The following is a 20,650-nucleotide window of genomic DNA, read 5'->3' as shown; positions in this document are numbered from 1 at the left end:
GAATTTTGCCTCTCCCTTCCGATTGTTTCCCATAAGTTGTAGATATCCTGACCGGGTTTCCTCCTTGTGCTGACTAATGCTTTGGAGGATGAGCATTGGCTCGTCGTACGCTTGGTTGAATAAGGTGTTGACGTGAGTCAGGAATTTTCAAGGCCTGTGTTTCAACGCCCTGATTAAACGGCGAGCAACCTATTTTGTAGATAATTTTTGTTCCACCTTTTCTGCGATTTGGCGCAGCCATAATTCACCTGTTGCCCACTCGAACCAATAGCAGTAGTAACAACTTAGTTCTTTCAATAAGTATGTCCTTAAACTTGATTCGTCTTTGTTTGTCATTAGTAGGGAATGGAGTTCATTGCGTACCAAAAGTAGTGTTTCCATATCGGACGTTTGCAAGAAATCGTTGATAACCTGATCCGCAGTGTCGTGCTCTTCTCGCCACTCTTGATGAAAGCATGATCCGAAAAAATCGTGGATTTCTGGAAAGTCTTGATTCATAGCTCTGGAAATCCCGTTAGCAAAAAGTATCCCGAAGGGAGTGTAGGGTCTTTTTTTAACACTAATAGTAGCTTTTGCGTCGGCTGAGGATGCGTTGCGCGGTTGAGAAGGCTGACTCCCACCGGCTGGTTGAAATTATGGGTAATAGTGGTCTTTCCCTTTTTGCTATTTAAAAAATCCTGCACATTTTGCGCATTTACCCTCAACGCCTCTGAAACTGCAGCCTCGGCTCGGGCGCGATCAGAAAATGTAGAGGCTGCTGGAAGGTGAGGCCCGGCTCGTAGTCTTTCGGCTAACTGCGCATCAGTTCTACCGACATGCTTTATTATTAAATGTCCACCTTGAGCCTCATGTGTAGCCAAGCCACCCCCCGGAACTATCTCACTGTAAGGCCCGTCCGCCTGTATTGCTCCCGGACACGGCGTGCAAGCCAACCCCAACGGATCCACCCACCCCGTCGGATTCGGCACGTACTGGTACTGATTCAACCCACCCGCTAACTTGATCGGGTCCGGCGTCAGATACCGCCCAAGTCGCGGGTCGTAATACCGATGCCGGTTGTAATGCAGCCCGCTTTCCGCGTCGAAATACTGCCCCTGAAACCGCAGCGGTTGATCCAGGTATTCCTCGCCGGCCAGGGTGATTGCGGCGACTTTGCCGTAGGCGTCGTATTGCGCCGACCAGACGATTTCACCGCTGTAGTCGGTGAGTTCTTGGGGGGTGCCGAGGTGGTCGAGTTGGTAGTAGAACGGGCAGGCCTTTTTTGGGCCTTTGCCGTCGAGCAGTGCCAGCGGGCGGAAGGTGCCGGGTTCGTAGACGTAGCTGCGGTGCTGGGTTTTGCTGCTTTCGGCGACGAGGTGGTCGCCTTGCCAGAAGAACTCGGTTTTTTCGCCGTCGACGGTTTTGCTGATCCGCCGGCCGAAGGCGTCGTACTGGTAGGTCGCGGTTTTGCTGTCGGGGCGGGTCAGGCCGATGAGCCGATGCTGGCAGTCGTAGCGATATTCGGTGACGAGTTTCTGCGCGGTGCCGCGGCGTTCACGGATCAGGTTACCGAAGGCGTCGTAGTCGTAGTGGCGATCGCCCTGCATCAGCAGGCGGTTGCCCTTGATGTGTGTCGGGCCGGGGCGCTCCTGCATGAGCAGGTTGCCGGCCGGATCGTGGGCGAAGGATTCCGGTAGTTCGTCGCGTGAGTGGCGCACCCGGATCAGGCGGTCGAGGGCGTCGTAGCCATAGGTGCGTTGGCCGTGACGGGTGTCGGCGATGTGCTCCAGATTGCCGTTGGCGCTGTAGGCATAATCGCGGCGGTACAGCGAATCGTGCTGATGGCCTACGGCGTGGGCGAGCAGTCGGCCCTGATCGTCGTAGGCATATTCGCTGAGCAGCAAACCTTGCTGGCGTTGTTGTTCGCGGCCCGACTGATAGACGTGTTGCGTCAGGGGCGCGCCATTGAGGTGGATGGCGGTCAGTGCGCCGCCCTTGGCGTACTGATAATCGAGCTTGCTGTTGTCCGGCAGGCGCATGCGTTTGAGCTGGCCGCAGGCGTCGTAGGCATAACGCAGCGTGCCCCAGCCCTGATGCTCGGTGATCAGCCGGTCCTGCAGGTCGTATTCGAAGGCCAACGGATGTTTCTGGCCGTCGTCGACGCCAGTCAGCCGACCGAGGCGGTCGTACTGATAGATAACCTTGCCCCCGTCAGGCAAGGTCTTGACCAGCAGGCGCCCGGCCGCATCGCGCTCGTAGTGCGTGACCAACACCGAGCCGTCATCGCCGAATTCGGTCTTTTCCAGCAGATGACCGTTAAGATCGTAGGCGTAGGCCGTACGCCGCCCGTCAAAGCCGGTTTCCTGTCGGATCAGTCCGGTCGGCGTGTAGTCCAGCCGATACTTTTCGCCAGACTCGTTCTCGATTTCGGTGAGCAGCAGTTGCGCATGGTCGTAGCGGTACTGCACCCGCGTGCCGTCGGGGTTGATCCGACGCGAGACCAGGTGCAGGTCGTCGTCATACTCGAAACGGGTGATGCGCCCGAGTTCGTCGCGCTCGGCGGTGACCTGGTGGTAGGCGCCATAACTGTAGGCGCGAGTGGCGCCCGTAGGAGAAGTCGTCTGGATCAGTCGGCCAACAGCGTCCCAATGCTGACGCGTGACCGCACCGTGTTCATCAGCAGTGGTAGTCCTGCGCCCCAGTGCATCGTAGGAAAAGCGCCGCACACCGCCATCGGGCAGGGTTTCTTCAACCAACTGACCGAGGGTGTTCCAGACAAAAACGTGCCGACTGGTGTCCGGGTAACGGATCGACAGCAGCTGCCCGCGAGCGTCGTAGTGGTAATGCGTGACCTGACCATCAGGATCGACCGCCTCAGTGACATCGCCCTGAGCATTGCGTCGGTAGGTCCATACCGCGTCGCCACGGGAACGGCTGTGCAGGAAACCGTTGCGGTACTCGTAGGACGTTGGCACATCGTCTGGCGGAAGCAGCGCGATCAGCCGTCCGACATTGTCGTAGCGGTACTCGGTGACGGCGCCTAAGGGATCCTGCTCGGCGACCAAGCGGCCCGAACCGTCGTAGGCCTTGAGGTGTTCGCCGCCATCGGCCTCGACCTTGCGCACCAGCCGTGCGCGGTCATCGTGGACGTAGGTTTCTTCGGTGCCATCGACGTAATGCACGACGACACTGCCGTCGTCATGCCAGGCATAACGCGTGTCCATCTGCGAGAACGACGCCCAGTGCCTGACGCAACGTGCAGCTTTGCCAGCGCGTTCCCACTCCCAGAAGAAACTCGCGCCGCCCGTGAGTTGGCGCTGCAGGATGACGTGCTGATCGTCGTAGTCGTAACGCTCGCTGTCGCCAACCGCGTTACGCGCCTCGACCAGACGCTGATAGGCGTCGTAGCGATAACTGACAAGGGTGTGTTCGGTGTGCCAAGGTTCGGCAAGGTTCAGCGCCGAGTCAAAGCGCTGGTAATCAACCGCGATCAGATGCGCCCGGTCATAACGCAACAACAGCGCCCGACCCGCGCCGTTGTCCAGGCGCTGAACCCGATCCTGCCGATCCCGAACAATGCGCAGACGATTGCCATACGCATCACTAACCGCCGTCAGACGCCCGGCCCGAAAGTGATAAAACCGTGCCGCATCCCCCGCCAGCGCGAGGATCAGTTCTTCCGGTTCATCCCCGAGAAAAATCGCCGCCCGCGACAGGCTGTTATGAATCGCCGGGCGCTCAACACTCGGCAACGGGAACCGCGTACGCCGGTTTTCGTGGTCAACCCAAACAACACAGTCGCCATCGAACTCCAGCCGTTGCGCCAGCGAATGACTCCAGCCAAACCCCAGCCCGACATCGATCTCGGCGGCACTGGTGCGATACAGCCTTGTGAACTCGAATGGCAGCAGCCCATCGAGCACGCCATCGGTCAGGGTCAGTAGTTCTTCGCCGGTAACCATCGACACCGGGCAGCCGTTGGTACAGGTCTGCGGCACGCAATCGGCGCTGTTGCCGTTGGGGTTTTTTGCCTGATCGGGTGCATCATCGTGAGGCTCATGACGCTGCATCCGGCTCATGCCATGCGACTTGTCCCGTGCGAGTGGGGCCGGATTCGGTACCGTCAAAATCACGGAATCGGCCTGACGAATGTTCACCGGAATCGACGGCGTCGGTTTCAGCTCAACGTCACGCACATTGAGCACCAGCGGTTTCAAAACGCCGGCATGGCGAGTCAAATCAGGCGAGGAATTCAGTTCAGCCAGGCGCAAAGCAGAAGCTGCCAGCCATTCCCGTGCGCGCGGCGATTTGATTTTCGCCAGCACTTTGCTGCTCAACCGCAGCTGCACGCCCATGCCGCCAGAGACGCGCATCAACAGGAAACTGATCAACAACTCGACACGGATTTCTGCGACCACTTCCGCCAGGTATTGCGGCGGCAGCATCTTCAGCCAACCGGTGAACGCCGCCAGATGAATGAACAAAAGCGGCTCGTCGCTGAGCATCAACAGGCCGTTGGCAATCGTCTCGTGGGAAGCCTGCAGCAAAGCGTCCAGCTCAATGTCGCTCAGATAATCCAGAAGCTTTTCGCTGTTGGCCTGCAAGTCGGCGAGCAGGGCGAATAGTTGTTTGATGTCATCCCAGACGCCGTGCAAGGCATTTTCGAAGCCGCGCCAATCGGCCTGTTGCAGTTGACCGAAACGCTCGAGAAATCCGGCGCTGGAAAACTCCGTCCAAAGCGGCTGAAACCCTGCCCATTCACCGCGTAACCAGTCTTCCAGGCCACTGATGACACTTTCATAAGAGGCATACAGCGCCTGGACATGCCGGGTGGAAACATCAGGAAAGAAGGTGATGCGATAACGCTGGCCCCGGTCGCAATCACTCAACTCCAGAATGCCGCTCGGGCCGATTTCATAATGTTGCGGTTCGCCGAAGGTCATAACGCCGCCGACGTCGGCAATCACCGGCTCGAGTGTCAGCGGGGTGTTGCCGATCGGTACAAAACGAGCGGCTTCGAACATGTGCACCAGGGTCAAGGGGCCGCTGGCCGGGCACATGAACACTGAAGAACTGATGGGTTTACGGCTGTTGACGGGCGCGCTGAGGTTGACGTCGTTGCCGACTTTGAACACCTGCTCGATATCCAGCGCCGAGCCCATCCAGAACTGTTCGGCCCAGGCTTCGTAATTGTTCAGGCACAGGCGGAACTCCCGGATCAGTGTTTCGAAGTCCGGGTGCTCGGGATTAAGGGCGGCAACCACCAGCAGGCCGATGCTGTTGTTCAGGGGCAGAAGCCGATCGGGTGGAAGCATTCGCAGTCACTCGCGCATGTGAAAAAGGTGCGCGGACTTTGCGGGGGATCAAAAAGGAAAGAAGTCGGGAAGGTAGGCAATATCTGTAGGGCGTTTCGCTATTTGCCTGCGAGTAGTTCATCGCCTCAACAAATATTGCCCGTTGCTCAATGTCGGCTGTGCTCGTTATGCTGCTGAACCCATTAATCAGATCCGAGCAGCGGCGCTACCCGCCGCCTGGGATGTCTTTGATAACGGATCCGATGATGAATGCACCGCTGAAGGCGTTCGGCCCGATCAAGGCCGTGATTTTCGATATGGATGGTTTGCTGCTGGACACCGAAGGCATTTACACCGAGGTCACCTCGATGATTGCCGAGCGTTACGGGCGCACCTTCGACTGGAGCGTCAAGCAGAACATCATTGGCCGCGGAGCCAACGATCTGGCGAACTATGTGGTGCAAGCGCTGGATCTGCCGATCACAGCCGAAGAGTTTCTGGTCATTCGCGAACCGTTAATGCGCGAGCGTTTCCCGACCGCGCAGGCGATGCCGGGCGCCGAAGAGCTGATTCGTCACCTCAAGGCCCACAATATTCCAATCGCCGTGGGCACCAGTTCGTCACGACAGTCGTTCGGTCAGAAAACCACGTTGCACCGCGAGTGGTTTGCGCTGTTCGATTTCATTGTCACGGCGGACGATCCTGAAGTCGGCGCAGCCAAGCCCGCGCCGGATATTTTCCTCACCGCGGCGCGGCGTCTGGGTGTCGCGCCTGAAGATTGTCTGGTGTTCGAGGATTCCCCATTTGGGGTGACCGCAGCGAAAGCGGCGGGCATGACGGCAATCGCCATTCCCGACGCGGCCATGGCCGATGAAAAATACGCACACGCCGACGGGATTCTCCGGTCTTTGAAAGGGTTTATCCCGAGCGCCTGTGGCCTGCCGGCACTGGAATGGACCTGAGCGAGCGATAACCCGATCAACCAAAAAACGCCGCCCCTCTGTTAAAGGAGGGGCGGCGTTTTTCGTACAGTCGACTGAGAAATATCAGGCGCCGAAACCACCGTCGATGGTCAGGCTGGCACCGGTGATGTAGCCGGCTTCCGGTCCCGCCAGGTAGGCGACGAAGCTGGCGATTTCTTCGGCTTTACCGTAGCGACCCACTGCCATCAGGGGGATCAGGCTATCAGCGAAGTCACCGTGCGCCGGGTTCATGTCGGTGTCGACCGGGCCGGGCTGCACGTTGTTGATGGTGATGCCACGCGGGCCCAGGTCGCGTGCCAGGCCTTTGGTCAGGCCGACCAGTGCCGATTTGCTCATCGCATACACGCCGCCACCGGCGAAGGGCATGCGATCGGCGTTGGTGCTGCCGATGTTGATGATGCGTGCGCCTTCGCCCATGTGCTTGGCCGCTTCCTGCGAGGCGATGAATACGCTGCGCACGTTGATGGCCAGGGTCTGGTCGAAATCTTCCAGGGTGAAGTCTTCCAGCGGCGCGACGGCCAGTACGCCGGCGTTGTTGACCAGAATGTCCAGACGTCCAAAGGCTTCGACCGTGGCGCTGACGGCATGGCGGATTGCAGCTGCGTCAGCGCTGTCGGCTTTGATCGCCAGGGCTTTGCCACCGTTGGCGGTGATGCTGTTCTGCAGCTCTTCGGCTTTGGCGGTGGAGCTCACGTAAGTGAACGCTACTGCAGCGCCTTCAGCGGCCAGGCGTTTGACGATAGCGGCACCGATACCGCGGGAACCGCCTTGAATCAGAGCGACTTTGCCGCCGAGGTGTTGAGTGGTCATGTTCGATCTCCAGACTATTCAAGGCGGGACTGCCTTGTTGTTGGAGCCGAGTATCGACCTCTGATCCACAACCGTGTAGCCCATGATTGCTATAGTCTGTGTAAACCAGAAGTTTATAGTGGCGATCATGGAAACTTTCAGCAGTATTGAATGCTTTGTGCGCAGCGCCGAGGTCGGCAGCTTCGCCGAAGCGGCAAGGCGCTTGAGCCTGACCCCGGCGGCGGTCGGTAAGAGTGTCGCGAAACTTGAGACGAGGCTGGGCGTGCGGTTATTCCAGCGCAGCACCCGCAGCTTGGCGCTGACCGAGGCGGGCCAGCTGTTTTTGAGTCAGGTCAGTGCCAGTCTGACCACGATCCAGAACGCGGTGGCTAATCTGGCCAGTGTCGAAGGTCTGCCAGCGGGAACGTTGAAAGTCAGTATGGGCACCGTGTTCGGGCGTTTGTACATCGTACCGTTGCTGGAAGCGTTTTTACGTCGGTTTCCGGCGATCAACCCTGACTGGCATTTTGATAACCGTCAGGTCGATCTAATCGGGCAGGGGTTCGATGCAGCGATTGGCGGAGGATTTGAATTGCCCCAAGGCGTCGTCGCACGCAAATTGGCACCCGCGCATCGAGTGTTGGTGGCGTCTGCTGACTATCTGCAAAAGCACGAAGCGATCGTCGAGCCGGACGACCTGCAATATCACGATGGCATTCTGATTCGGTCGCCACAAACCGGTCGAGTGCGCTCTTGGCAATTGATCAGTAGTGGCAGTCAGCTCTGTCGAGCCTTGACCCTCAAGACGCGAATGACCATGAGCGATTCAGAGGCTGCCTGCGCCACGGCTGCGCAAGGCCTGGGGATTGCACTGGTGAGCATGCCGTTCGCGGTGGGGTATCTGGAGGCGGGCACGTTGCAGCGGGTGTTGCCGGAGTGGTTCGTCGATGACGGCAACATTTCCATCTACTACGCCGAGCATAAATTGTTGCCGGGCAAGACTCGGGCGTTTGTCGATTTTGTGATTGAGCAGTTTGTAGAGCAGGGCCTGGCTCGGCGGTTCAGTGCTTTTTGAGCAAGGCCTGGGGCCGGGTTGCCCCCTTCGCGAGCAGGCTCGCTCCCACAGATTTTGTATCGGACCACATATTTGCAACCAACACTGATCCTGTGTGAGCGAGCCTGCTCGCGAATAAGTCGACTCGGTTCTCAGCGTGCAAACCGCCCCGGCCAGCCAATAATCGTTTTCGGCCTCGGCGTTGCATACGTCCGCACCTTGGACGTCGACAACCGCAACCGCACCAGCGATTCCGCAATCGTCACCGCCGCCGTGACCCCATCCACCACCGGCACGCCCGTGCGCCGGCGAATCTGCTCATCAAGCCCGGCCATACCACCGCAACCCAGGCAGATTACCTCGGCCTTGTCCTGCGTCACCGCCAGTTCAGCCTGATGGACGATGGCTTCCAGCGCCCGTTGCGGTTCGTGTTCCAGCTCCAGAACGGCCAGGCCACTGGCCCGCACTGATGCGCAGCGATCCCACAGCCCGGACAGTTTCAGTCGATCCTCGATCAACGGCACGGTGCGATCCAGCGTGGTCACCACCGAATAGGCATGGCCGAGAAACATCGCGGTGCTGGCCGCCGCATCGGTGATGTCCACCACCGGCACGTTGAGCAATTCCTGCAAACCTTCGCGACCGTGTTCGCCGTAACCGGCCTGAATCACCGCGTCGAACGGTTGGTCGTAGGCCATCACCCGGTCCATCACGGCGATGGCCGCCAGATAGCTTTCGAAGTTGCCTTCAATCGAGTCGGCGCCGAAGTAGGGCGTCAGGCCGACGATTTCCGTACCGGGTGACGCGACAGCCTGCGCCGAGCGGGCGATGGCATCGGTGATGGATTCGGTGGTGTTGACGTTGACCACGAGAATGCGCATGGGGAGTCCTTATAGCGGGCAGTTTGCGGCCCGAAGTCCGGGCCGCGAGGGAATTAATGGCAGACGTTGTCGACAGCGATGCATTCGCCGCTGACGTCGGCGTAGTCCGGCTGGCGTTTGGCGATGATCAGATAGAGCATTCCGGCGATCCCGGCACCAATCAGCCAGGAGAACGGCGAGACACTGTGGAAACCCGGCACCAGCGCCAGGACGATGGCAATCAGCGCGGCGGGAATAAACGCCGCTACTGCACGGAAATTGACGCCGTGGCTGTAGTAATAAGCGCCGTTGGGATCCTCGCTGTAGAGCTGCGGGACATTGATCCGGCCTTTGCGGATCAGCCAGTAGTCGACCATGATCACGCCGTACAACGGCCCGAGCAGGGCGCCGAGACCGGAGAGGAAATACACGATCACCAACGGACTGTTGTAGAGATTCCACGGCAGGATCAACACGGCGATGGCCGCGCTGATCAGCCCGGCGCGGCGGAAGGTCAGGTACTTCGGCGCCAGGTTACTGAGCACGAACGCCGGGGCGACGAAGTTGGCTATGATGTTCACCGCCACCGTGACGATCAGGAAGGCCAGGCAACCGAGAACCAGAAAGAAGGTATTGGGAATCGAGGCGATGATTTCGGTCGGGCTTTCGATGATCCGGCCGTTGATCTGAAACTGCGCGCCACACAGCAGGACGGTAATCGCGGCGAATACCAGAATGTTTACCGGCAAACCCCAGAAATTTCCTACCTTGATGGTCTTCCGGCACGGCGAGGAGCGGGCGAAGTCGCAGAAATTGAGGATCAGCGTGCCGTAGATCGCCAGCCACAACGCGCCGCCGGCAAAGATGTTGCGCCACATCTCGCCACCGGTGAGCGGGTCGCGAGTCGACCAGGCAATGGTCGCGTTGGCCTGCGTGTACATCCAGGCGGCGAGGGCCGCGACGGTCACCAGAATCACCGGTCCGGCAAACGCTTCATAGCGGCGCACCATTTCCATGCCGTAGGCGAGAATCGCCAGTTGTACGAGCCAGATCACCACGAAACACACCCAACCCAACGTCGACAGCCCGAGGATCGAGTTGTGGTCGTACTCGGCGAATCCGGGATGAACCGCCGTGAGCAAAACGCGAAACACCACCGACGCCAGATACGTCTGAATACCGAACCAGGCGATGGCGATAACAGCCCGGATCAACGCAGGAATTTGCGCCCCGTGGATACCGAAACTGATCCGGCTGATGACCGGAAACGGCACACCGGTTTTCTGCCCCATGTAACCGGACAGGTTCATGAAGAAATACACCAGCGCTGCGCCGATCCCCAGCGACAACAGAATCTGCCAGCCACCCAGGCCCAAGGCATACAGGCCAATGGCGAACGAGTAGTTGGCGATGTTGTGCACGTCGTTGGTCCACAGGGCGAAGATGCTGTACTTGCCCCAGCGTCGACCCTCGGCCTTGGTCGGTGCCAGGTCGCTGTTATGCAAGCGGGGGCTCAGTTGCAGCGGTTCGACCAGTCCGTCGTGGGGGGAGGGGTGATCGAGTGCAGAGGCGGGCAGATTCAGCGCGATGTTATTCGAGAGACTTGTACGCATTCCGGCAGGCTCCTGATGTTCAAGGCCGCGATGACTGTGCATAAGCCGTCAGGCTCGACAAATCTTCGTCGCGGCAGTGAAACCATCACAGGTTAGGGGCATCTGCAGCCTGTACGGGATAGGGCGCTTCAGGCTTGCGGATCGAAAGTGTGTTTATGTTTTGCATTTTTGTATACAAAACATGCATGCACTAAAGCCAGATTTGTGCCAGTTACTCATCTATGAAACGAACCGATCATTTCGAAAAGTTATGGAAAATTCTTAAGTTATTGAAAATATTTGATTAAAAATTGACCGGTCGAACAGGTATTTATTTTTTTTGAGGAATTTTGGCGGACGCCAGAGAGAAGGAGGGGGTGGAGGGCGTGTAACTTTTCAGGGCGAAGAAACAATAAAGTGCACACATAAATGGCACCGATGGTGACATTCGTGTGTACACGTTTTTATTGGGGCGACGCAGACTTGTTTGGGAGCTAGCCTGCAGAATCAAGCCTTGCTGATGATATTTCCCGCGTGCAACCCGCATTCCTTCTGGGTTGCTTCTTCCCACCACCAGCGGCCTTCGCGCTCGTGCTGGTTCGGCAAGACAGGGCGGGTGCAAGGTTCGCAACCGATGCTGATAAAACCGCGTTCATGCAGGCTGTTGTAAGGCAGCTCAAGCATGCGGATGTAGCCCCAAATCTCTTCGCTGGTCATCTGTGCCAGCGGGTTGAATTTGTACAGGGTGCGTTCCGGTGTCGAGAATGCGCTGTCGATTTCCATTACCGCAACGGCACTGCGCGTGCCCGGACTCTGGTCGCGGCGCTGGCCGGTGGCCCAGGCTTTGACGTTGGAGAGTTTGCGTCGCAGTGGCTCGATCTTGCGGATGCCGCAGCATTCGCCATGGCCGTCCTTGTAGAAACTGAACAGGCCTTTTTCCTTCACGAACGGTTCCAGTTTCGTGTAATCCGGCGAGACGATTTCGATGTCGATTTTGTAGTGCTCGCGCACTTGCTCGATGAAGCGATAGGTTTCCGGGTGCAGGCGGCCGGTGTCGAGGCTGAACACTTTGACGTTCTTGTTCAGCTTCCAGGCCATGTCCACCAGCACCACGTCCTCGGCGCCGCTGAAAGATATCCACAACTCATCACCGAACTCGGCGAACGCGAGTTTCAGGATGTCCTGAGCGGATTTGTTGGCATAGGTCGTGGCGAGTTCCACGACATCGAACGTTGGGCTCATCAGGGCGGCTTCCTACAGGTCGGTGGCGCTGGGCGCTCTATATGGCGGCGATGGTAACAAAAAGCTGCGTCGGTTGGCGCGTGCTGTGCGTTGCACGGCTGTGGTGGAGCCGCTAGAGTTCGGCGTCGCTCGACTCAATAATCAATACAAACGGGAGTGTCTTGTGGAAATTGCTTGCCTGGATCTTGAAGGGGTGTTGGTGCCGGAAATCTGGATCGCTTTCGCCGAAAAAACCGGAATCGAATCCCTCAAGGCCACCACCCGGGACATTCCCGATTACGACGTGTTGATGAAGCAGCGTCTGCGCATCCTCGATGAACACGGCCTGAAGCTCTCGGACATTCAGGAAGTGATCGCCACGCTGAAGCCGCTGGACGGCGCGGTGGAATTCGTCAACTGGCTGCGCGAGCGCTTCCAGGTGGTGATTCTGTCGGACACCTTCTACGAATTTTCCCAGCCTTTGATGCGCCAGTTGGGATTCCCGACGTTGCTTTGCCATCGCCTGATTACGGATGAAACCGGTCGGGTGACCAGCTATCAGTTGCGTCAGAAGGATCCCAAACGTCAGTCGGTGCTGGCCTTCAAGAGCCTGTATTACCGGGTGATTGCGGCGGGTGATTCGTACAACGACACGACGATGCTGGGCGAGGCGGATGCGGGGATTCTGTTCCATGCGCCGGACAATGTGATCCGCGAGTTTCCGCAGTTTCCGGCGGTGCACACGTTTGCTGAACTGAAACAGGAATTCCTCAAGGCCTCGAATCGCGACCTGAGTTTGTAGTCGTCTGGAAGGACGCTTTCGCGAGCAGTTTCGCTCCCACATGTGCAATGCATTCCATTGTGGGAGCGAGCCTGCTCGCGAAGCTTTTAGAGATTTTGCAGGGTTTGAAGGAGGATTTTCACTTTGGTAATCGACTCCTGATATTCAGCTTGCCAGTGCGAATCGGCAACAATCCCGCCGCCCCCCCAGCAGCACACCTGCCCATCCTTGACCAACAGACTGCGAATCGCGATGGAGCTGTCCATCTCGCCGCGCACGTCCAGATACAGCAACGACCCGCAATACAAGCCGCGCCGCGTCGGCTCCAGTTCGTCGATGATCTGCATCGCGCGAATCTTCGGCGCGCCGGTGATCGAGCCGCCGGGGAAGCTGCCGGCGATCAGGTCTAACGCGTCGCGATCCTGCGCCAGTTCACCGGTCACGCTGCTGACCAGATGATGGACGTTGGGATAGCTCTCCAGACTGAACAACTCCGGCACCCGCACCGAACCGATGCGACAGGTGCGCCCCAGATCGTTGCGCAGCAGATCGACGATCATCAGGTTTTCCGCGCGATCCTTGGGGCTAGCCAGCAGTTCGGCGGCATTGGCGGCATCTTCGGCCGGCGTCAGGCCGCGCGGGCGGGTGCCTTTGATCGGACGCGTTTCCACCTGACCCTGGCTGACTTTGACGAAGCGTTCCGGCGACAGGCTTAACACCGCGCCACCGTCCGGCAAGCTCTGGAATCCGGAAAACGGCGTCGGGCAGGCTTTGCGCAGGGCGCAATAGGCCAGCCATGGATCGCCCTGGCAGGTAGCGCGGAAGCGCTGGGCGAAGTTGACCTGATAGCAGTCACCGGCCTGAATGTAATGCTGGATGCGTTCGAAGGCCTGGCGGTAATCGTCAGCCGAGAGGTCGGCGCTCATCGGATTGTTCAGTTTGAACGGGGCCAGCGAGTCAGCAGGCAGTTGAGTGAACAACGCAATCAGGCGCTGCTTTTCGCTGTCGACGATGGATGGGTGGAAAACCAATTGGCTGGTGGCGGTCTGGTGATCGCTGATCAGCGCCCAGGCGTACAGGCCAAATCGTGCGTCGGGCAATTGCAGATCATCCCGCGCCTGACTTGGCAGGTGTTCCAGATGTCGACCGAAGTCGTAGCTCAGGTAACCGATCAGACCTCCCGCGAACGGTAACTCGAGGCCCGCTGGCAAATCAGCCTCACCCAAACGGTTCAGGTTATCGCGCAGACGTTGCAGGAAAAGGCTGCCGCTTTCGTCCGGCATTACGGCCAGTTGTTCCAGCGGCCAGGCGCTGAGCAAGTCATACCGGCCACGCTCGGCACTCGGCCGACCGCTGTCGAGCAGCACAGCGCCGGGGGCGTTGCGGATTGCCGCAAAGTAGTCGGCGGGATTGGCGCGGTAGGGCAGCGGGTGTACGGAACAGGTCAACATGGGCGGGGCAGATCGGCCGTTGAAGCGGGGTGGGGATTGTAGTCCTCTCGGCGGCCAGTTCAAAGTCAAAAGCCTACCCCCCCCACCCCTCCAAGGGGGCGAGGGGGAAAGGAAGTAGATCTTCAAACTTTTCAAGGCCTGAGTTCGACTCGATAGATCAGGTCATGTACTTCGAACATCCACCTCGGTCAGTCCCTTCTCCCTCTGGGAGAGGGGCTCTTAAGCGGCTCAGCCCTCTACCGCAGGAATATGCCCGAACATTTCCTGAGTAAAAGCCACCCGCTCTTCAACCGATTCAGTCACGCCACGTGCCTTGAGCTCCTCTAGTCGCGCTTCCACCGCATGGGTACGCAACGTCAGACCGCAATCATTGGCGATCTGGATATTCAGCCCCGGCCGCGCATTCAGCTCAAGAATCAGCGGGCCCTTTTCCTGATCCAGCACCATGTCCACGCCGATGTAACCCAGACCACACAGCTCATAACAACCGGCAGCGAGTTTCATGAAACCGTCCCAGTAGGGCAGTTGCACGCCATCCACTGCGTTGGTGGTGTCCGGGTGTTTGGTGATGATGTTGTTCAGCCAGGTGCCGCGCAGGGTCAGGCCTGTGGCCAGATCAACGCCGACGCCAATGGCGCCCTGGTGCAGGTTGGCCTTGCCGCCGGATTGACGGGTCGGCAGGCGCAACATCGCCATTACCGGATACCCCATCAACACAATGATGCGGATGTCCGGCACCCCTTCATAACTGATGCTTTTGAAGATCTGGTCCGGGGTCACGCGGTATTCGATCAGCGCGCGATCACGGTGGCCGCCCAGGGAGTACAGGCCAGTGAGGATGCTCGAGATGTGATGCTCAAGCTCTTCGTGGGCAATGATCTTGCCCGAGACCGTGCGATAACGACCCTCGAAGCGGTCGGCCACCACGATGATGCCGTCACCGCCGGCGCCTTGGGCCGGTTTGATCACGAAGTCGCTATGCCCGCCGATGATCTCGCCGAGCTTGTCGATTTCCTTCTCGGTGGAAATCACGCCATACAACTCCGGCACGTGAATGCCGGCCTTGATTGCGCGTTCCTTGGTGATGATCTTGTCATCGACGATCGGGTACAGACTGCGCTTGTTGTACTTGAGCACGTAATCGGCGTTACGCCGATTGATGCCCATGATGCCCCGGGCTTCCAGGGCCTTCCAGGTCTTCCAGAAACCGAACATCAGCTGTCAGCCTTCTTCAGGAACGCCTTGAAACGCACCAGTTCGGTCAGGCGGTAACCGCGATAACGACCCATCGCCAGCATGAAGCCCACCAGAATCAGCAGGATCGCCGGGAAGGTGAACACGAAGTAGATCAGCTCGGGCACGGTCATGATCAGGTGCGCCAGGGACGCTGCGAACAAGGTGCCGATCGCGACTTTCATCGCATGGCTGGCACCGCGTTCTTCCCAGGTGATCGACAGGCGTTCGATGGTCATGGTCAGAATCACCATCGGGAACAGCGCCACCGACAGACCCCGCTCCAGACCCAGTTTATGGCTGAACAGGCTGATCGCCGCGATCAACACCACGACAAACGTCAGCACCACCGACAGTCGCGGCAGCATTTGCAGCTTCAGGTGTTCCAGATACGAGCGTAACGACAGGCCCAGCGCGGTAATCACGGTAAACAGCAGGATGCCGAAGCCCAATTGCGTTTCACGGAAGGCGAGGGCGATCAGCACCGGGGTAAACGTGCCGAGGGTCTGCAAGCCGATCAGGTTGCGCAGGATCAGGATTACCAGCACGCCGATCGGGATCATTACCATGATCATGAACGTCTGCTGGGTTTGCAGCGGCAGGCCGTAGAGCGAGTATTCGAGGAAGTTGGCGTCAGTGTTTTCGTCGGTCAGCTTGGCCAGACGAATCGCATTCATCTCGCTGTTGTTCAGGCTGAAGGTCACGTTGGCTTTCTTGCCGCCGTCGACAGTGATCAGGTTTTCATCGCCGGTCCACCACAGCAGGCGGTCGGTCGGCAGGCCCTGTTCGCCGGTTTCCGGATTGAAGTACAGCCAGTCGGTGCCGTTGAAGCTGCGCAGCCACAGTTCAGGCGTTTGCGGCTGATCGGCGACGAGGCGGATGGTGTGGACTTTTTCCACCGGGACGTGGGCGATGGACAGCAGCAGCTCGACGATTTTGGCTTTGTGCGGCGTCGATGGATCACCGGCCAGCAGCAGTTTCACGTTGTCGTCGTTGACGTTATTGACGCGCTTGATCGCTTCGCCGATGAAGGTTTCAACGTCGGCCGAGTGCTGGCGAATCGGTGCTAGCAGCGATTCGGCGGCGATTTTTTCCGGACCTTCGATGACCATGCTGTCGCGGAAGGTCGGGCCTTTGGTCTTGGTTTTTTCTGCGGTGTAGCGCTTGGTCAGCACCAGACGGTAATAAAGGGTCTGATTGCCCTTGGCGCGTCGCGCCGACCAAGTCACTTTGCGGTTGCCGTCGACGCGGTTCACCGACACGCCGTAGTTATTGGAGATGAAGCTCTCGTTGAGGCTGACGTAATCGCGGCTCAGCGGCGGCACGAACATCTGGATCTTCACCGGGTCTTTGGTGCTGGCGACGAACTCGACTTTGGCGTCGATGTTCCACAAGTCGTCGGTGGCGTCTTCGGTCACCGGGATGCCGAGTACGAAAATCTGATAGGCCGTAACCGAAACGCCCAGGAGCACCAGAATGGTGATCAGGATTTTCAGGTGGAAGGTTAGAGAACGCATGGAAATTACTCGGCGGTATGAGCGGCGATGGTGCAAGCGGGTTTGCCTGCAGCGTATTTAAGACTGGGATCGACCAGTGCGTCGAAGCGTTTCAGCGCTTCGGAACCGATCAAAAGCGGATATTGGAACGCACTTCGGTCGGTCAGGTTCACTTCGATGCTGCGCATTGCCGAACCCATGCAGATATCCAGCTCGATCACCGGGCGTGCGGTGTACTTTTTGCCTTCTTCCGGATCGTAGTCGCCGGCCCGGCGCTTGATCTTGCTGACTCGGGCCAGCGGGCGCTCGATAGGATGCGAATGCGCGGCGTCGATCGCCAGGTAGAAACGTACCCAGGATTCACCATTGCGTTTGAAGCGTTTTATGTCGCGAGCACTCAGCGAGGCGGTTTTTGCGCCGGTGTCGAGTTTGGCCGCGACTTCCAGATTGATGCCGTCAAGCGAAGCGTATTCGTTGAGGCCGTACACAGTTTTTTCCCCCGCGGCGGCAAGGCCGGGCAGGCAAAACAGGGCGAAGAATGTGGGAAAAGGCTTGAGTCTCATAAATCCTGGTGCGCAGCGTTCCGTTTTCGGTTCAGGTGCCTGGCAAAACTTGCGCAGGTCCCTTCGTGTGCCTTTCAGCTTTTTATGACAAGCCGTACAAATGGCCAGCAAATGCGGGCGGCATTCTAGCACGGTGGTTTTATGGCGCCAGCGCCCGAGGGGGCCTATAACCCTTGGGCCTCTTGAGGGGTGTTATTAGACGATTGTCGACAATGTCTATTTTTCCTTTGACTGATGCGGCCGGATTGGCTAGTTTTTGCCGCATTGGATTTAAAGGTGTCGACAATCATGCTGGATCAACTCGATCCCCCGGTCATCAGCGGCGACGATTCCGAGACGCTCTCGGAAAACGTCTTTCGACGCATTCAGGCGGCTATCGTCAGAGGCGAGATTGCTCCGGGTAGCAAGATCTCCGAGCCTGAGCTGGCACGCACCTATGGCATCAGCCGTGGGCCGCTGCGTGAGGCGATCCACCGTCTTGAAGGTCAGCGCCTGCTGGTGCGTGTGCCGCACGTCGGCGCGCGAGTGGTATCGCTGAGCCATGCCGAATTGCTGGAACTCTACGAAATCCGTGAATCCCTCGAAGGTATGGCGTGCCGTCTGGCGGCTGAACGCATGAGCGTCGAAGAAATCGATGAGCTGCGTCGGGTGCTGGAAACCCACGAGCGCGACGCAGCGTTTCAGGCCGGGGTCGGCTACTACCAGCAGGAAGGCGATTTCGACTTCCACTACCGCATCATCCAGGGCAGCGGCAACCGCACGCTGACGCAGATGCTCTGCGGTGAGCTCTATCAACTGGTGCGCATGTACCGCATCCAGTTTTCGACCACGCCGAACCGCCCGCGCCAGGCCTTCGCCGAACACCACAGGATTCTCGATGCTATCGCCGACCGTGACGGCGAACTCGCGGAATTGTTGATGCGCCGTCACATCGGCGCCTCGAAACGCAACATCGCCCGTCATTACCAGGACGGCGCCCACAATAAGACAGCCACTGAACGAGGTGAGTCATGAGTTCCAACCCGAACACTCCAGGCCAGCGTTTCCGCGATGCGGTCGCCAACGAGCACCCTTTGCAGGTGGTCGGTGCGATCAACGCCAACCACGCGCTGCTGGCCAAACGTGCCGGTTTCAAGGCGATCTACCTGTCCGGTGGCGGGGTGGCCGCAGGTTCTCTCGGCGTGCCGGATCTGGGCATCACCGGTCTGGATGACGTGCTCACCGACGTACGGCGCATCACCGACGTCTGCGATCTGCCGCTGCTGGTGGATGTCGACACCGGTTTCGGTTCTTCGGCCTTCAACGTGGCGCGCACCGTCAAATCGATGATCAAGTTCGGCGCGGCGGCGATTCACATCGAAGACCAGGTCGGCGCCAAGCGCTGTGGCCATCGTCCGAATAAAGAGATCGTCAGCCAGCAGGAAATGGTCGACCGCATCAAGGCTGCCGTCGATGCCCGTACCGACGACAGCTTCGTGATCATGGCGCGTACCGATGCGCTGGCCGTTGAAGGTCTGGAGTCTGCTCTGGATCGCGCCGCGGCGTGCATCGAGGCTGGCGCCGACATGATCTTCCCGGAAGCCATCACAGAGCTTGAGATGTACAAGCTGTTCGCCAGCCGCGTGAAAGCCCCGATTCTGGCCAACATTACCGAGTTCGGCGCGACGCCGCTGTACACCACAGAACAACTGGCCGGCGCCGATGTATCGCTGGTGCTTTACCCGCTGTCGGCGTTCCGCGCGATGAACAAGGCTGCGGAAAATGTCTACACCGCGATCCGCCGCGACGGCACGCAGCAGAATGTCATCGACACCATGCAGACTCGCATGGAGCTTTACGATCGCATCGATTACCACACGTTCGAGCAGAAGCTCGATGCGTTGTTTGCGGCGAAAAAATGAAGATCAAAAGATCGCAGCCTCGTTTCACTCGACAGCTCCTACATGGATCTCTGTAGGAGCTGCCGCAGGCTGCGATCTTTTACAAACAACACCGAAATTGCAGATTCCCTAACAAATTCAAAAATTGGAGACAGCAATGGCCGAAGCAAAAGTACTCAGTGGCGCCGGGCTCCGGGGCCAGGTTGCCGGGCAAACCGCACTGTCCACCGTAGGCCAGGCCGGTGCCGGGCTGACCTATCGCGGCTACGACGTGCGCGAACTGGCAGCCGATGCGCAATTTGAAGAAGTGGCGTACCTGCTGCTGTATGGCGAACTGCCGACCCAGGCCGAACTCGACGCTTATCAAGGCAAACTGAGCAAGCTGCGCGACCTGCCGCAAGCGCTGAAAGAAGTGCTGGAACGCATCCCCGCCGACGCCCACCCGATGGACGTGATGCGCACCGGTTGCTCGTTCCTTGGCAACATCGAAGCGGAGAAAGACTTCTCCGAACAGCGTGACAAGACTGACCGTCTGCTGGCCGCGTTCCCGGCGATCATGTGCTACTGGTATCGCTTCAGCCACGATGGCAAACGCATCAACTGCGTGACCGATGAACAATCCATCGGTGGCCACTTCCTGCACTTGCTGCACGACAAGAAGCCGAGCGAACTGCACGTCAAAGTGATGAACGTGTCGCTGATTCTCTACGCCGAACACGAATTCAACGCCTCGACCTTCACCGCTCGTGTTTGCGCTTCGACCCTGTCCGATCTGTATTCCTGCGTCACTGCGGCCATCGGTTCGTTGCGCGGCCCGCTGCACGGCGGCGCCAACGAAGCGGCGATGGAAATGATCGAGCGCTTTTCGTCGCCCGAAGACGCGATCAAAGGCACCCTCGGCATGCTCGAGCGCAAGGACAAGATCATGGGTTTCGGCCACGCGATCTATAAGGACAGCGATCCGCGCAACGAAGTGATCAAGGGCTGGGCGAAAAAGCTCTCTGATGAAGTCGGCGACAAGGTGCTGTTCGCGGTTTCCGAGGCCATCGACAAGACCATGTGGGAGCAGAAGAAGCTGTTTCCGAACGCCGACTTCTACCATGCCTCGGCGTACCACTTCATGGGCATCCCGACCAAACTGTTCACACCGATCTTCGTCTGCTCGCGCCTGACCGGCTGGGCGGCGCACGTGTTCGAACAACGCGCCAACAACCGCATCATCCGCCCAAGCGCCGAATACGTCGGCGTAGAACAGCGCAAGTTCGTGCCAATCGAACGTCGCTGAATGGTGAGGGCTGAACACTGATCTCGACGTTCACCTAAATCCCTGTGGGAGCTGGCTTGCCAGCGATGACGGAGTCACATCCAGCATCGATGTCGACTGACCCGACACTATCGCTGGCGAGCCAGCTCCCACAGGGTTCAGTGTGAATTTCAAGATCGGTGTCTGGCCCCACCCCTTGAAACTCCCGTG

16 protein-coding genes are annotated in these 20,650 nt (G+C 58.7%); 6 read left to right on the top strand and 10 right to left on the bottom strand.

Annotated features, from left to right (window positions below; translation table 11 throughout):
• Window positions 1-189 precede the first annotated feature (189 nt).
• Window positions 190-498: a contact-dependent growth inhibition system immunity protein gene (locus tag AB4P92_RS06320; RefSeq protein WP_261735673.1), complete on the bottom strand. Its 309-nt coding sequence runs from the start codon at window positions 496-498 to the stop codon at window positions 190-192.
• Entirely contained in the window at window positions 495-5,294 is a 4,800-nt protein-coding gene (locus AB4P92_RS06315; RefSeq protein WP_395599122.1) for an RHS repeat-associated core domain-containing protein, read from the bottom strand. Before AB4P92_RS06315 ends, AB4P92_RS06320 begins: the two co-directional genes overlap by 4 nt.
• A gap of 245 nt (window positions 5,295-5,539) precedes the next feature.
• On the opposite strand from AB4P92_RS06315, the gene AB4P92_RS06310 reads away from it, so the two are divergent.
• Window positions 5,540-6,235, top strand: a complete 696-nt coding sequence (locus AB4P92_RS06310) for an HAD-IA family hydrolase (RefSeq protein ID WP_210622343.1) — start codon at window positions 5,540-5,542, stop codon at window positions 6,233-6,235.
• Between the two features lie 84 nt (window positions 6,236-6,319).
• On the opposite strand, the gene AB4P92_RS06305 is transcribed toward AB4P92_RS06310, so the two are convergent.
• The gene (locus AB4P92_RS06305; RefSeq protein WP_042558478.1) at window positions 6,320-7,066 is read right to left on the bottom strand and encodes a 3-oxoacyl-ACP reductase family protein; all 747 of its coding nucleotides are present in this window, start codon (window positions 7,064-7,066) and stop codon (window positions 6,320-6,322) included.
• 127 nt (window positions 7,067-7,193) lie between these two features.
• Here AB4P92_RS06305 and AB4P92_RS06300 point away from each other — a divergent pair, with 127 nt between their 5' ends.
• Window positions 7,194-8,120: a LysR family transcriptional regulator gene (locus AB4P92_RS06300; RefSeq protein WP_047300626.1), complete on the top strand. Its 927-nt coding sequence runs from the start codon at window positions 7,194-7,196 to the stop codon at window positions 8,118-8,120.
• Window positions 8,121-8,251: 131 nt separating this feature from the next.
• Here AB4P92_RS06300 and AB4P92_RS06295 read toward each other — a convergent pair whose 3' ends face one another.
• The 3 genes from AB4P92_RS06295 to AB4P92_RS06285 all read right to left on the bottom strand — a co-directional run bounded on the left by AB4P92_RS06295 (window position 8,252) and on the right by AB4P92_RS06285 (window position 11,793).
• The gene (locus AB4P92_RS06295) at window positions 8,252-8,980 is read right to left on the bottom strand and encodes an aspartate/glutamate racemase family protein (protein ID WP_042558479.1); all 729 of its coding nucleotides are present in this window, start codon (window positions 8,978-8,980) and stop codon (window positions 8,252-8,254) included.
• Window positions 8,981-9,033: 53 nt separating this feature from the next.
• On the bottom strand, window positions 9,034-10,572 hold the full coding sequence (locus AB4P92_RS06290; protein ID WP_395599121.1) for an NCS1 family nucleobase:cation symporter-1: 1,539 nt from the start codon (window positions 10,570-10,572) through the stop codon (window positions 9,034-9,036).
• Window positions 10,573-11,058: 486 nt separating this feature from the next.
• On the bottom strand, window positions 11,059-11,793 hold the full coding sequence (locus AB4P92_RS06285; protein WP_042558481.1) for a phosphoadenylyl-sulfate reductase: 735 nt from the start codon (window positions 11,791-11,793) through the stop codon (window positions 11,059-11,061).
• 163 nt (window positions 11,794-11,956) lie between these two features.
• Here AB4P92_RS06285 and thrH point away from each other — a divergent pair, with 163 nt between their 5' ends.
• Entirely contained in the window at window positions 11,957-12,574 is a 618-nt protein-coding gene (gene thrH, locus AB4P92_RS06280; protein ID WP_042558482.1) for a bifunctional phosphoserine phosphatase/homoserine phosphotransferase ThrH, read from the top strand.
• Between the two features lie 86 nt (window positions 12,575-12,660).
• On the opposite strand, the gene pabB is transcribed toward thrH, so the two are convergent.
• The 4 genes from pabB to AB4P92_RS06260 all read right to left on the bottom strand — a co-directional run bounded on the left by pabB (window position 12,661) and on the right by AB4P92_RS06260 (window position 17,296).
• Window positions 12,661-14,004 carry an aminodeoxychorismate synthase component I gene (gene pabB / locus AB4P92_RS06275; protein ID WP_395599120.1) on the bottom strand — a complete coding sequence of 448 codons (1,344 nt, stop codon included), beginning with the start codon at window positions 14,002-14,004 and terminating at the stop codon, window positions 12,661-12,663.
• Window positions 14,005-14,232: 228 nt separating this feature from the next.
• A complete protein-coding gene (locus AB4P92_RS06270) occupies window positions 14,233-15,219 on the bottom strand; it encodes an alpha-L-glutamate ligase-like protein (RefSeq protein ID WP_042558485.1) in 987 nt (328 codons plus the stop codon).
• Window positions 15,219-16,754, bottom strand: coding sequence for an inactive transglutaminase family protein (locus tag AB4P92_RS06265; protein WP_042558486.1), 1,536 nt, complete (start codon window positions 16,752-16,754; stop codon window positions 15,219-15,221). The genes AB4P92_RS06270 and AB4P92_RS06265 overlap by 1 nt, the downstream gene beginning before the upstream one ends.
• A 5-nt stretch (window positions 16,755-16,759) precedes the next feature.
• The gene (locus AB4P92_RS06260) at window positions 16,760-17,296 is read right to left on the bottom strand and encodes an ATP-dependent zinc protease (protein WP_016983749.1); all 537 of its coding nucleotides are present in this window, start codon (window positions 17,294-17,296) and stop codon (window positions 16,760-16,762) included.
• Between the two features lie 291 nt (window positions 17,297-17,587).
• Between AB4P92_RS06260 and AB4P92_RS06255 the strand changes: the two genes are divergently transcribed.
• The 3 genes from AB4P92_RS06255 to prpC all read left to right on the top strand — a co-directional run bounded on the left by AB4P92_RS06255 (window position 17,588) and on the right by prpC (window position 20,461).
• Window positions 17,588-18,310 (top strand): GntR family transcriptional regulator, encoded by a 723-nt coding sequence (locus AB4P92_RS06255; RefSeq protein WP_181818557.1) that lies wholly within the window; start codon window positions 17,588-17,590, stop codon window positions 18,308-18,310.
• On the top strand, window positions 18,307-19,197 hold the full coding sequence (gene prpB / locus AB4P92_RS06250; RefSeq protein WP_261735669.1) for a methylisocitrate lyase: 891 nt from the start codon (window positions 18,307-18,309) through the stop codon (window positions 19,195-19,197). Before AB4P92_RS06255 ends, prpB begins: the two co-directional genes overlap by 4 nt.
• 136 nt (window positions 19,198-19,333) lie before the next feature.
• A complete protein-coding gene (prpC, locus tag AB4P92_RS06245; RefSeq protein WP_261735668.1) occupies window positions 19,334-20,461 on the top strand; it encodes a 2-methylcitrate synthase in 1,128 nt (375 codons plus the stop codon).
• Window positions 20,462-20,650 lie beyond the last annotated feature (189 nt).

Origin of the sequence: Pseudomonas sp. A0308 (assembly GCF_044218815.1) — a bacterium.
Classification (GTDB): Bacteria; Pseudomonadota; Gammaproteobacteria; order Pseudomonadales; family Pseudomonadaceae; genus Aquipseudomonas; species Aquipseudomonas iridis.
Note: the sequence above shows the minus strand (reverse complement) of the source record. Positions and strands in the feature narration are given on the sequence as shown.

Bases quoted from the DNA above. Each gene is read 5' to 3' on its own strand.
- AB4P92_RS06270 (WP_042558485.1), bottom strand. From the start codon at position 15,219: ATGTTCGGTTTCTGGAAGACCTGGAAGGCCCTGGAAGCCCGGGGCATC.
- AB4P92_RS06260 (WP_016983749.1), bottom strand. From the start codon at position 17,296: ATGAGACTCAAGCCTTTTCCCACATTCTTCGCCCTGTTTTGCCTGCCC.
- prpC (WP_261735668.1), top strand. From the start codon at position 19,334: ATGGCCGAAGCAAAAGTACTCAGTGGCGCCGGGCTCCGGGGCCAGGTT.
- prpB (WP_261735669.1), top strand. From the start codon at position 18,307: ATGAGTTCCAACCCGAACACTCCAGGCCAGCGTTTCCGCGATGCGGTC.
- AB4P92_RS06300 (WP_047300626.1), top strand. From the start codon at position 7,194: ATGGAAACTTTCAGCAGTATTGAATGCTTTGTGCGCAGCGCCGAGGTC.
- AB4P92_RS06310 (WP_210622343.1), top strand. From the start codon at position 5,540: ATGAATGCACCGCTGAAGGCGTTCGGCCCGATCAAGGCCGTGATTTTC.
- AB4P92_RS06305 (WP_042558478.1), bottom strand. From the start codon at position 7,066: ATGACCACTCAACACCTCGGCGGCAAAGTCGCTCTGATTCAAGGCGGT.
- pabB (WP_395599120.1), bottom strand. From the start codon at position 14,004: ATGTTGACCTGTTCCGTACACCCGCTGCCCTACCGCGCCAATCCCGCC.
- AB4P92_RS06315 (WP_395599122.1), bottom strand. From the start codon at position 5,294: ATGCTTCCACCCGATCGGCTTCTGCCCCTGAACAACAGCATCGGCCTG.
- AB4P92_RS06290 (WP_395599121.1), bottom strand. From the start codon at position 10,572: ATGCGTACAAGTCTCTCGAATAACATCGCGCTGAATCTGCCCGCCTCT.
- AB4P92_RS06285 (WP_042558481.1), bottom strand. From the start codon at position 11,793: ATGAGCCCAACGTTCGATGTCGTGGAACTCGCCACGACCTATGCCAAC.
- AB4P92_RS06320 (WP_261735673.1), bottom strand. From the start codon at position 498: ATGAATCAAGACTTTCCAGAAATCCACGATTTTTTCGGATCATGCTTT.
- AB4P92_RS06265 (WP_042558486.1), bottom strand. From the start codon at position 16,754: ATGCGTTCTCTAACCTTCCACCTGAAAATCCTGATCACCATTCTGGTG.
- AB4P92_RS06295 (WP_042558479.1), bottom strand. From the start codon at position 8,980: ATGCGCATTCTCGTGGTCAACGTCAACACCACCGAATCCATCACCGAT.